Genomic DNA, 12629 nt, shown 5'->3' on the forward strand with positions numbered 1-12629 from the left:
TGGTGGTCGGCGATGCGGGGGCGTGATCGGGCCCGGCCGCGCCGGGTTACGGGAAGGTCAGGTCGAGCCGGGCCGAGCGGACCGGCGCGGGGGCCGGTCCGGGCGCGGCGGGCAGGCGCCAGAATCTGCTGCGCCGGTAGGCGGGCTTGGGCAGCGCCGGCCGTCCTGGTTCCCCGGGGGTGCCGGGGCCCAGCAGGACGTGGGCGTTGGTGCCTCCGAAGCCGAAGGCGCTGACGCCCACCCGGCTCCCGGCCGGCAGGTCCGTCACCCGGGTGACCGGATAGAAGGGCGAGTCGGCGAAGGCGAAGCGCGGGTTCGGCCGGTCGCAGTGCAGCGTGGGCACGAGCCGGCCGTGCCGCAGGATCTGGACCGCCTTGATGAATCCGGCGACGCCGGCGGCGCTGAGCAGGTGCCCCATCGAGCTCTTGACGCTGCCGATGCCGCAGTAGCCGCGGTCCTCGGTGTAAGTCCGGTGCACGGCGGTCAGGGCCTGGAGCTCGATCGGGTCGCCGATCAGCGTGCCGGTGCCGTGGGCCTCGACGTAGCCGACGGTGCGGGCGTCGGCTCCGGTGCGCGTCAGCACGTCGGAGATCAGCGCGCGTTGGGCGCGGCCGCTCGGCGTGGTGTGCCCCATGGTCCGGCCGTCGTTGTTGACGCCCGAGGACTCGATGACGGCCAGCACCCGGTCCCCGTCGCGCAGGGCGTCGTCGAGGCGCTTGAGGAGCACCATCCCGGCGCCCTCGCCCGGGACGAGGCCGTCGGCGGACTCGTCGAAGGTACGGCAGCGGCCGGTGGGCGACAGCGCCTTGCCGGCGCTGAGCATGAGGTAGGGCTCCTCGTCGAATAGCAGGTCCACGCCTCCGGCCAGGGCCATCGACGACTCCCCCGACGCCAGGCTCCGGGCGGCCAGGTGGATGGTCACCAGCGACGAGGAACACGCGCTGTCGACCACGAGGTTCGGCCCCGTCAGGTCCAGGAAGTGCGAGATGTGGGCGGCGACGAAGTTCTGGTTGACGCCGGCGATGTAGGGCCGCTCCGGGGGCTGCAGGTGCGCGCGGTGGTTGCCCGTGCGCGTGCCGACGAAGACGCCGACCGCCCCTCCCCGTACCTCGTCCTCGCGGTACCCGGCGTCCCGCAGGCATTCCACGGACACCTCCAGCGCCTTGCGCGCCAGCGGGTCGAGGTGGCGTGCCGCCTCGGCGTCGAATCCGAAGAACTCCGGGTCGAACAGGGCGGCGTCGTCCAGGAATCCGCCCCATTTGCTCTGGCTGCGTCCCGGTCCGCCATCCGGGCTGTAGAGGGAGGCCACGTCCCAGCGGTCGGCCGGCACCTCGGTGACGAGGTCGCGGCCCGCCAGCAGTGCCTCCCAGAACTGCGCCGGGTCGGATGCGCCCGGCAGGCGGCAGCCCATCCCGATCACGGCGATGGGCGTCGGCCGCCCGTCCGGGGACGGGGTCAGGACCTGTGCCTGTGCCTGTGACTGGGCCTGGGCCTGGGCCTGGGCCTGGGCCTGTACGTCGGCCCGGGACGGCTGCGTCGGCGCCACGGGGGCGGGCGGGCCGGCCGGCTCGGGTACAAGGTCGGCCGGGGGTGCGCCGAGCGCGGCGGCGAGGCCGCCGAGCGTCGGGTGCTCCTCGAGGAGGCTCGGATCGACCGGGTGGCCGAGGATCTCCTCCAGGTCGCGCACGAGTTCGGCCATCAGCAGCGAGTCCACGCCGATGTCACCGAGCAGGGTGTCGGCCGCCAGCAGGCCGGGGTCGACCTTGGTGGTGCGGGCCACGACGGCGTACAGCCAGTCCGGCGACGCCGTCGTGGCGGACTCACCGTACGGTGCGGTCGCGGCCGGTACGGTCTCGCCCAGTACGGCCACTGCCTCGGCTGAGGGCTGTGCGGGCCGCGGCTCCGCAGCGCGCCGCGGTGCCAGGAACAACTCGTCGGCGGCCATGGCGGTGCGCTCCACCCGACAGGGCAGGACCACGGGGTCGCCGGGCACCCGCAGGGCGAGGTCGAGCAATTCCAGCGCGTCGTCGGCAGCGAGGTCGGGGATGCCGAGCCCGCCGCCGGCACTCGTACGCTCCAGCCCCATGCCCACGCCCCGCCACAAGGGCCAGCGCAGGGAGCGCACCACGCACCCGGAGGCGCCGGTGTCGTGGGCGGCGGCGAAGTCGTCGAGCACGCCGTTCGCCGCCGCGTAGTCCAGGTGGCCCGCGGCGAGGGACGGCACCGCTCCCGCCACCGAGGAGAACAGCACCATGAGCCGGGGCGGCGTGGCTCCGAAGGCCGCCCACAGCACCCGCAGCCCGTCGGTCTTGGGCCGCAGCACCCGGGAGATCTCCTCGGGCGTACGGGACAGGAAGGACGTGGGCGGGTCCATGACCCCCGCGCAGTGGAAGACGGCGTCGATACCGCCGGCCTGCTTCCTGACCCGGCCGATCAGCCGGCGCAGGGAGGCGACGTCGTCCAAGGCGTCGGTCCGCACGGTCAGCGTCACCCCCCGCTCGACGAGGGCGAGCAGCGCGGTGAGGCGGGCGCGCAGCGCCGGGTCGGTGGCGGGTGCGGCGACGAGGGCGGCCCACTGGTTGCGGACCGGCACCCGGGAACGCCCGACGAGCACGATGCGGCGGGCTCCCCGGGCGGCGAGGTGGGTGGCGAGGCGTAGGCCGATGCCGCCGAGGCCGCCGGTGATGAGCACCGCGCCGCGGTCGACGCCCGCGAGCAGGTCCTCGGCGGCCCGCACCGGCGCGAAGGCGGCCACGGGCCGGCGGCGGCGCGTGCCCTTGTACCGGATCTCCGTCTCCCGGTCGACGGCGGCGGTCTCGGCCCGGACCGCGGCGGCGAGTTCGGCGGTGCCGCCGTCGACGCGGACGGTGCGGCCGTGGAGGGCCTGGAACTCGCCGGACAGGGAGCGGTAGAAGCCCGCGAGCGCGGAGCGTTCGGCGCCGCTGACGTGGACGCAGCGCAGCCCGACGCGGGGGTTCGAGGTGAGCGTCCGCTGCAGCAGGCTGATGCGCTCGGTGACGAGGGTGCCGGGGGCGGACCAGTCGACGAGGTCGACGATCCCGCCGAGGCCGGCCAGTTCGGGTACGGGATCCCCGGGGACGTGCGCCACGGCGCGTTCCCCGAGCACCGTGCGGGCCAGTTCCGGGTCGGTGGTGACCACCAGCAGCCGGCCGGTGTCGCCGGTGTCCGGCGCGGGTGCGTCCGCCCACTCGGTGGTGAGGAGTTCCGCGCCCGCGACGGGCGCCACCCAGTGCTGGTCTCGGCCGAAGGGGTAGGTGGGCAGCGACACGGGCGGTGCGTCCGGGGCCGTCCGGACCGGTGCCGCTCCTTCGGACTGCCCGTTCACGGGCGCGTTCGGCGGGGTGTCGAGTACCGAGGCGAGCCGCGCGGCGAGTTCGCCGAGGTCCGACGCCTCGACGGCGACGCGGTACGGCAGTGCCGCACGCCCGGTGCTCAGGGTCCGCGCGATCGACGCGAGCGGCGGGGCGTCCGGGGAGCGGACCGCCTCCAGCAGACGGGCCGCGGCCTCCCGCAGGGCCTGCGGGGTCCGGGCGGAGAGGGGCACGACCACCGGAGCGGCCGTGGCGGGGGCCGCCGCCCGGCGGGGGCCCTCCTCCAGGACCACGTGCGCGTTGGTGCCGCCCATCCCGAAGGAGCTGACCCCGGCCCGCAGGGGGCCGCCGCCCACGGGTGACTCCCATGCGCTGCGGCCGCGTTGGAGGCGCAGCGGCGTACCGTCGATCTTGATCATCCGGTTCGGGCGGTTCAGGTTGCGCGCGGCCGGCAGCGTACGGTGCCTCATCGCCAGGATCACCTTGACCATGCCGGCGATTCCGGCGGCGGCCTCCAGGTGACCGATGCTCGTCTTGACCGAACCGACCGCACAGTGCGGCTCGGCGGGCCGTGCGTGGCCCCACTGCGCGTAGAGCCGCTCGAACGCGGCGACCATGCCGGAGACTTCGATCGGGTCCCCCAGGCGCGTGCCGGTGCCGTGCGCCTCGATGTAGCCGACCGTGCGCGGGTCGACGCCCGCCTCGTTGTAGGCGGCGACGAGCAGGTCGGCCTGCGCGTCCGGGTTGGGGGCGGTGAAGGACTGGGCCTGCCCGCCGTGGTTGACGGCCACGCCGCGGATCACCGCGTGCACGCGGTCGCCGTCGGCCAGCGCCCGGTCCAGCGGCTTGAGCAGCAGTGCGGCGACGCCCTCGCCCCGGACGTATCCGTCCGCGTCGTCGTCGAAGGTGTGACAGCGGCCGCGCGGACTCAGTACGCCGGTGCGCTGGTAGGCGTGTTGCCGGGCGGGGTCGCACAGGACGTTGACGCCGCCCGCGAACGCCTGGTCGCACTCGCCGGCGCGCAGCGCGGCGACGGCCTGTGCGACGGCGACCAGGGACGAGGAGCAGAGGGTGTCCACGGCGACGCTGGGCCCGCGCAGGCCGAGGGTGTACGAGACGCGGTTGGCCACGAGGGAGGGTGAGACGGCGACACTCAGGTGCGGCTCGTCCCGCCCGGCGTGCCGGGCGATCAGCGCGGCGTAGTCGGAGTGGCACACGCCCGCGTAGACGCCGGTGCGGCTCCCGGTGAGCGAGGCCGGATCGCATCCGGCGTCCTCGGCCGTCGCCCACACGGTCTCCAGCAGCAGCCGCTGCTGGGGATCCATCAGGGCGGCTTCACGGGGGCTGATGGAGAAGAACTCGTGGTCGAAGCCGCGTATGTCGTCGAGCAGGGCTGCCTTGCCGATCAGACCGGGGTGGTCGGCCGCGTTCCAGCGGTCCGCGGGAACGTCGCGGACGGCGTCCTCCTCACGGCCCAGGAGGTCCCACAGTTCGGGCACGCTGGGCGCGCCGGGGAACCGGCCGGCCATACCGATCACGGCGATCGGCATGGCGGTGGGGCTCTCGGCCGACGGTAAGGCCGCCGGCGCTGCGGCCGCCGGCGCCGCCGACGGTGCGGCCGCGGCCGGATCCGGGCGTTCGCCGCGCAGGACGCGGGCCATGGCGGTGACCGTGAACGCCTGGAACAGGGTGCTGGGGTCGATCTCGCAGCCGATCTCGTCCTCGGCCCGTACGGCGGCCTCGGACAGGGCCAGGCTGTCCAGTCCGCGCGGGCGCAGGTCGTCGTCCGCGGTCAGCGAGCCCGCGGGCTCCCCGAGCACGGTCTCCATCAGGGCCAGGAGCCGGCTTTCGAGGTCTTCGGGCAGAGAGGCGCGCGGCGGTTCGGAGGCAGCGGCGGGAGCGGGGGAGGCGGAGCCGATCGCGACCGGGGCAGCGCCGCCGCCCGGGAGGGACGCGAAGGCCTCGGGCCGGACCAGCCGCTTGACGGTCTCCAGGCGGGCCAGCGGCCGGCCGTCGCGTTCCCGCAGGAGGGAGGAGGTGAGGATCACCCGGTCCGCCGACTCCCGCCGGCACCCGTCCAGGCGGTAGCGCACGGCGTCGGCCAGGCCGCAGTTGCCGAGGTAGATGATGTCCCGGCTGAGGGTGACGGCGTCGACGGCCCATTCGCCGCCGGGCACCACGGACCGTACGTACTTGCGTTCGCCGCGGTCGTTGATGTGCGGGTACGAGGCGAAGTAGAGCAGGCCCGCCGCGTTCACGTCCGCGAAGGGGTTCAGTTCGTATGTGTCGGTGTACAGGCCGGTGGCGCCGTCGTGCTCCAGCCGGGTCAGGGCCCGGAACTCGCCCTGGAAGTCGCGGTGTTCCGCGCTTGCGTCCGCCACGGGGCCGCGGCCTTCGTGCCGCGGGGTGCCGGGGACGAGCCAGTTGCCGGGGCCCCTGCGGACGAAGGAGGTCAGGAGCCGGACGTCGACCGACGTCGTGGGCGTGGCGAAGCGGATGTCGCTGACGAAGGCGTGCTCGCCGAGTCGGGCGAGCGTGCCGGTCAGTTCTCCCTCGTCATGCTCGGTGAAGAAGCGGAGGGAGTCGGCCGCGGTCAGGCGGGCGCGGGTGAAGGCGGGCAGCAGCCGTTCGCCGTCGGCGTCGGCGAGTTCGGCGACCGGGAGGCCGAAGTGCTCGCCGATCAGGGACCAGTGGAGGTCGCCGGCCTCGCGTAACAGCCAGTTCTCGGAGAGGCCGCCGACGGAGAGTGCGGGAAGGCCGAGGACGATCCGGCGGGTCATCATATGGACACCCGTCCGGCTGCGGTACGCCCGGCGGCCGCTGCGGGCCGACGCGCGCCCCGGCCTGGATGCGGCCACGACTGATGACAGCGCTGAATCATCTACATCCCCCCGATGCATTCCCTGAAGACCTGTCTAGCACACCGGCCGCCAAAGTAGTTGATCATTGAAACTACTCACGCCGGGGCCTGGATAGCACAGTGAACCACTAATGTGGTTGATCATTGAAACTACCCTTGGCTCGACCCCTTTCCGCGTCACCGGAATTCGAGGGCCGACGACAATGAATCGTGGATGATCACGCCTGGTTACGCAAGTGAAGGGGTCGCCAGTGTCAGGAATTCCAGAGCCGGTTCTCGGCATCCACCATCCGGAACGGAAACCCGGTCCGACCTGGCCGGACGGCGCGATCCCCGGCCCCCGCACGGGGTCGGGGCCGAGGCCGCGCCCCGACGCCGGGGGGTCCGACCTACTCGTCGGTACGCTGCCGGACGTCGTGATCGTGGAGCTGTTCGCCGATCCCCCGGACATCCACCTCTACCCGGAGGAAGCGGACAGGGTGAAGCGCGCGGTCGACAGGCGCCGACGCGAATTCGCCACCGTCCGGCTGTGCGCCCGCACGGCCCTGGCCCGGCTCGGGGTGCCGCCCGGGCCGATCCTCCCCGGCCCCGCCGGGGCGCCGGCCTGGCCCGAGGGTGTCGCGGGCAGCATGACCCACTGCCCCGGCTACCGGGCCGCGGCGGTGGCCAGGACCGCGACGGTCGCCGCGGTCGGGATCGACGCCGAACCGAATTCCGCGCTGCCCAGGGGCGTCGAGAGGATGGTGGCCTCACCCGAGGAACGGCGCATGCTGGACCGTCTCACCCTGTCCCATCCCGCCGTGGCCTGGGACAGGCTGCTGTTCAGCGCGAAGGAGAGCACGTACAAGACCTGCTTCCCGCTGATGGGCCGGCTGATGGATTTCAGCGACTGCACCATCACCCCCGATCCGGAGCGGGGCACCTTCAGCAGTTCCCTGCACGTGCCCGGCCCGGCGGTCGGCGGGCGCCGGGTGAACACCTTCACCGGTCACTGGCGAACCGTCGTCCGGGAGGGCGTCGAGTACGTGGCGACGGGGATCGCCGTACCGGCCGCCCCCGCACCCGCGATGTCCGGTGACCGGTGACGGCAAGCCGCATTCCGGCCACTGCCGACGCCTGGCCGAAATGCACAGGAGAGCAAGTGCATTCCCCCGGGGGGCTCCGTAGGAATTCAGCCAAATAACTCGTCGAGCCCCGCGCGACCGTCCCGCAGGAGGCCGCCGGGTTAATGGCCGGAACTCGATCACACCCTTGGAGGGCCCATCGTGCGCCAGTAGGGTGATCGACATGCTGCAAGAAGTAAAAGGAACGCAATATTTGACGGCCCTTCGCGAGGGCGGTTCGCTTCCCGGTATCGTCGAGGCCGACAACGACGGCACGTATGTCGTCAAGTTTCGGGGAGCCGGCCAGGGGAGCGCAGCCCTCGTCGCCGAGATCGTGGTCGGCGAGCTCGGCCGCCACCTCGGCATCCGGGTCCCCGACCTGGTCCTCCTCGACGTGGACGCCGAACTGGCCCGCCGCGAGCCGGACCAGGAGGTGCAACAGCTCCTCCAGGCCAGCACAGGCCCCAACTTGGCCATGGACTTCCTGCCCGGCTCGGTCGGCTACGACGGTATCGCCTGGCGGGCGCCGGCCGAGGAGGCCGCCCGCATCTACTGGATGGACGCCCTGACAGCCAATGTGGACCGCACCTGGTCCAACCCCAACCTCCTCATCTGGCACCGCCAGTTGTGGGCGATCGACCACGGAGCGGCGCTGATCTTCCAGCACTCGTGGCCGGCAGTGGACGGCTGGGCCAACCGGGACTACGGACTGGGCTCGCACGTCCTGTCCGAGCGGGTGTCCACACTGAAGCCCCCGGTCCTCGAAGCCCTCGACGCCGAGCTGGCCGCCCTCGTGACGCCGCAGGCGCTGGAGCGGATCCTCGGACTCGTGCCCGACGACTTCCTGGTCAACATGAACTCGGCGAACGGCGCGGACCCGCAAACCCTGCGCGCACGCTACTGCGAATACCTGCTGGCCCGTCTCACCGGCGAGCGTGCCTGGTGGCCGGAGGCGGCGGCATGAGCACTCACCTCTCCCCCTCCCTCGGTTTCGACTACGCGCTGCTGCAGGCCGTTCCCCGCGTGGACCGCGGCGAGCGCATCAACGTCGGCGCACTGCTCTACTGCAAGCAGGCCGACTTCCTCGCGGCCGAGATCCACATCGACCCCGCACGCCTACGCGCCCTGGACCCCGAGGTCGACCTGACCGGTGTCACCGACGCCCTCGAGGCGATCCGCGCCATCTGTGCGGGCGAACCGAAGGCCGGCCAGGCCGGCGCCGGCACGCTGCGCTCGCGGTTCGGCTGGCTGACCGCCCCGCGCAGCGCGGTCGTCCAGACCGGACCGGTGCACGGAGGCCTCACGGCCGACCCGACGGCCGAATTGGACCGGCTGATGAACCGTCTGGTGCGCTGAGCCGCCGCCCTCCCGCACCACCGCCCGCCCCCGTACCGAGGACACCACATGCAGGACATCATCGATGCCGTCGTGAGCGGGGAAGGGGTGCGGGAGGACTTCGCCGCGCTCGCCCTCCCCGATGCGTACCGGGCCGTCACCTTGCACAAGGACGAGACGGACCTGTTCGCGGGGCTCGCCACCCGCGACAAGGATCCGCGCAAGTCGGTGCACCTGGACGAGGTGCCGGTGCCCGAACTCGGGCCGGGTGAGGCCCTGGTGGCCGTCATGGCCTCCTCGGTCAACTACAACACCGTCTGGTCGGCCCTCTTCGAACCGCTGCCGACCTTCGGTTTCCTGGAGCGCTACGGCAGGCTCAGCGAGCTCACCAGGCGCCACGACCTGCCGTACCACGTCATAGGCTCCGACCTCGCGGGAGTCGTCCTGCGCACGGGGCCGGGCGTGCACGCTTGGAAGCCCGGTGACGAGGTCGTCGCACACTGCCTCTCGGTCGAACTGGAGGCGCCGGACGGCCACGACGACGCGATGCTCGACCCCGAGCAGCGCATCTGGGGCTACGAGACGAATTTCGGCGGCCTGGCGGAGATCGCCCTGGTGAAGTCCACCCAGCTGATGCCCAAGCCCCGGCACCTGAGCTGGGAGGAGGCCGCTTCCCCCGGGGCTGGTCGCCTCCACCGCGTACCGCCAGCTGGTCTCCCGCAACGGCGCGGGCATGAAGCAGGGCGACAACGTCCTGATCTGGGGCGCGGGCGGCGGACTCGGCTCGTACGCCACCCAGTTCGCCCTCGCCGGCGGCGCCAACCCCGTCTGTGTGGTCTCCAGCGCGCAGAAGGCCGACATCTGCCGGGCGATGGGCGCGACCGCGGTCATCGACCGCAACGCTGAGGGCTACAAGTTCTGGAAGGACGAGCACACCCAGGACCCGAAGGAGTGGAAGCGCTTCGGCAAGCGCATCCGCGAGCTGACCGGCGGCGAGGACGTGGACATCGTCTTCGAGCACCCGGGCCGCGAGACCTTCGGCGCGAGCGTCTACGTCACCCGCAAGGGCGGCACGATCGTCACCTGCGCCTCGACCTCCGGCTACAACCACGCGTACGACAACCGCTACCTGTGGATGTCCCTCAAGAAGATCGTCGGATCCCACTTCGCGAACTACCGGGAATCCTGGGAGTCGAACCGGCTGATCTCCAAGGGCAGGATCCACCCCACGCTGTCGAAGGTCTACCCGCTGGAGGACACCGGCCAGGCCCTGTACGACGTCCACCGCAACCTGCACCACGGCAAGGTCGGCGTCCTCGCGCTGGCCCCCGAGGAGGGCCTGGGCGTCCGCGACCACGAACTGCGGGCCCAACACCTCGACGCCATCAACCGCTTCCGGGTGCCGGCGCCGCCGTCCGCCTGACCCTGCCGCTCGGCCACGGGCTGCCACCACGCCTTCGGGCACCGGTGGCAGCCCGTTCGCATGCGCGCCCCGCGGCGCGGCCGCCTTCCCTGAATGCGTTTCAGATACATCTCCGTATTGAGATACAGTCTCGTATCTGGGAAGCGTGTCAAGGAGGCGATCACCATCACCAAGCGACTCACCCGGCAGCAGAGCCGGCAGGTCACCCGCGAGCAGATCCTTCAGTCGGCGGCCGCACTCTTCGCCGGCCAGGGGGTCAGCGGAACCTCGGTGGAGCAGATCGTCGAGGCCGCCGGGTACACCCGGGGCGCCTTCTACGGCAACTTCGAGGGCAAGCACGAGCTCGTCCTCGCCCTGCTCGAACACCGGACCCAGCACGAGCTGGAAGAGATCCAGGCGATGAGCCGCGAGGCGGCCACCTTCGAGGAGATGCTCGACCACCTCCGCTCCTGGCACCGCCGGCGTGACGAGAACCTCGCCAGCTGGCTCGCCCTGCGCACCGAACTCTGGCTCTACGGACTGCGCGACCCGGAGCTGCTGCCTGTCCTGGCGGACCGCGAGCGCCGCTCCCGGGAGGCGATCGCCCAGTCGCTGGAGCAGGGATTCACCGCGCGCGGCGTGACCACGCCGGCTCCCGTGGAGCTGCTGGCGCTGATCGTGCACGCGCTGGACGACGGACTGTCCATCCAGCGCGTGCTCTCCCCCGCCGACAGCGGCACGGACTCCGTCGTGGACGTGGTGGAGCTCCTGATGAAGTCCTGGACCGCACTCGCCCGCAGCACCGCAACCGCTGCCGAACCCACCGCGGCACCCACCGCCGAACCCCCGATCGAGAACCTGGAGAAGAACCCATGAACAAGGCAGGGCAGGCAGAAAAGCCGGCGAACGCCGGCCCACCTGCCACCCCCGACGCGCCCGAGCCCGACCCGAAGCGGTGGCTCGCGCTGACCGTCCTGCTGGTCGCCACCTTCATGGACCTGCTCGACGCCAACATCATCACCGTGGCGATCCCGAGCATCCAACGCGACCTCGGCGCCTCTACCGTCGCCATCCAGGCGATGACGGCCGGCTACACCCTGAGCTTCGCGGTCCTGCTGATCACCGGCGGCCGGCTCGGCGACATCTTCGGCCGCAAGCGGATGTTCCTCATCGGCGTCAGCGGCTTCGTCCTCGCGTCGGCCATGTGCGCCGCCGCGCCCAGCACCGAATTACTCGTCCTCGCCCGCGCGCTCCAGGGGCTCACCGCCGCGATCATGGTGCCCCAGGTGCTCGCGCTCATCCACGTCTCCTTCGCCCCCCAGGAGATCGGCCGCGTCGTCAGCCTCTACGCGAGCATGGTCGGCCTGGCCATCGTCTCCGGTCCCCTCATCGGCGGCGCCCTGATCAGCTGGAGCCCGCTGGACCTCGGCTGGCGCAGCATCTTCGTGGTAAACCTGCCGGTCGGCATGGTGGCCCTGATCGGCGCCACGAAGTGGATGCGGGAATCGAGCTCCCCCCACGCGAAGCGCCTGGACATCATCGGCATGCTGCTGGTGATCCTCGGACTGCTGCTGCTCATGGTGCCACTGACCCTCGGCCGCGAACTCGACTGGCCGCTCTGGAGCATCGTCTCGCTCGTCGCCGCCGCCCCCGTCCTCGTGCTGTTCGTGGGCTACGAACGCCACAAGACCCGCAAGGACGGCTCGCCCCTGGTGACGCTGTCCCTGTTCAAGGTCCGCGCGTTCGGCGCCGGCATCGGCGTGCAGCTCCTCTTCAGCGCCATCCCCGCAGGCTTCTTCCTCAGCTGGACCCTCTACCTCCAGGCCGGCCTAGGCTGGTCGGCCCTGCACACGGGTCTGACCGCGATCCCGTTCTCCCTGTGCGTGCCGGTCGTCGGCGGTCTCGCCGTCCGCAAGTTCTCCCCGCTCTACGGCCGTTACTGCCTGCTCGCGGGGGCCGTCCTGATGTTCGCGGGCATCCTCTCCTATGCCTGGGCGGCCGACCACTTCGGTCCGGACATCACCTCCTGGCACGCGATCCCGTCCATGCTCCTGATCGGCTCCGGCATGGGTCTGCTCATGCCCCCGCTGACGGCGCTGGTCCTCCGGGAGGTCCAGCCGCAGGAGGCCGGCGCCGCCTCCGGCATCATCAACGCCACCGGCCAGCTCGGTGCCGCGCTCGGCGTGGCGGTCATCGGCAGCCTCTTCTTCGCGGCCCTCGCGGGCAACGCCGGGCCGCAGGCCGGACGGGTCGCCCCCACCGTGCAGTCGGTGTCGCCCCAGCAGGCCGCAGACCTCCAGGAATGCGCGACCGAGGCACTCGGCCAGGACGACCTGGCCAAGGTTCCGGACACGTGCTCCGCCCTGGTGCAGGGCGCCGACGGCAGCACCCGGGATACGATCAATGGCGCGCTCGGCGAGATCCGCGCGAAGACGTTCGTGTCCACCTACAGCGAGACGCTGTACTGGGCGGCCGGTGGCCTCGTCCCGGTCACCGCCCTCGTGCTGCTCCTGCCGCACCACCGGGTACGGCGGGAGGAAATGGCCTAGTGCGCCCCGCCTCTGACGACCAGTCGCCCCCGAGAAGCACCTCTGGAG

General features: G+C 72.1%; 6 protein-coding genes and 1 pseudogene. 6 read left to right on the forward strand and 1 reads right to left on the reverse strand.

The features are described from left to right. Positions 1–46: 46 nt before the first annotated feature. Positions 47–6115, reverse strand: coding sequence for a beta-ketoacyl synthase N-terminal-like domain-containing protein (locus J7E94_RS27535; RefSeq protein WP_215019510.1), 6069 nt, complete (start codon positions 6113–6115; stop codon positions 47–49). A 493-nt stretch (positions 6116–6608) separates the two neighbouring features. Here J7E94_RS27535 and J7E94_RS27540 point away from each other — a divergent pair, with 493 nt between their 5' ends. From J7E94_RS27540 to J7E94_RS27565, 6 genes and pseudogenes are all read left to right on the forward strand, one after another. Beyond that, complete coding sequence (locus tag J7E94_RS27540; protein WP_308345475.1) at positions 6609–7277, forward strand: 4'-phosphopantetheinyl transferase superfamily protein; 669 nt, start codon at positions 6609–6611, stop codon at positions 7275–7277. A gap of 232 nt (positions 7278–7509) precedes the next feature. Beyond that, entirely contained in the window at positions 7510–8259 is a 750-nt protein-coding gene (locus tag J7E94_RS27545; protein ID WP_251057304.1) for a HipA family kinase, read from the forward strand. Then, the gene (locus tag J7E94_RS27550; protein WP_215019512.1) at positions 8256–8651 is read left to right on the forward strand and encodes a DUF3037 domain-containing protein; all 396 of its coding nucleotides are present in this window, start codon (positions 8256–8258) and stop codon (positions 8649–8651) included. The genes J7E94_RS27545 and J7E94_RS27550 overlap by 4 nt, the downstream gene beginning before the upstream one ends. 48 nt (positions 8652–8699) lie before the next feature. Further along, positions 8700–10053 (forward strand): annotated as a pseudogene (gene ccrA, locus J7E94_RS27555) (crotonyl-CoA carboxylase/reductase). Positions 10054–10170: 117 nt separating this feature from the next. Beyond that, a complete protein-coding gene (locus tag J7E94_RS27560; RefSeq protein ID WP_251057305.1) occupies positions 10171–10908 on the forward strand; it encodes a TetR/AcrR family transcriptional regulator in 738 nt (245 codons plus the stop codon). Next, entirely contained in the window at positions 10905–12581 is a 1677-nt protein-coding gene (locus J7E94_RS27565; protein ID WP_215019513.1) for an MFS transporter, read from the forward strand. Before J7E94_RS27560 ends, J7E94_RS27565 begins: the two co-directional genes overlap by 4 nt. Positions 12582–12629 lie beyond the last annotated feature (48 nt).

Origin of the sequence: Streptomyces sp. ISL-94 (assembly GCF_018614075.1) — a bacterium.
GTDB lineage: Bacteria > Actinomycetota > Actinomycetes > Streptomycetales > Streptomycetaceae > Streptomyces.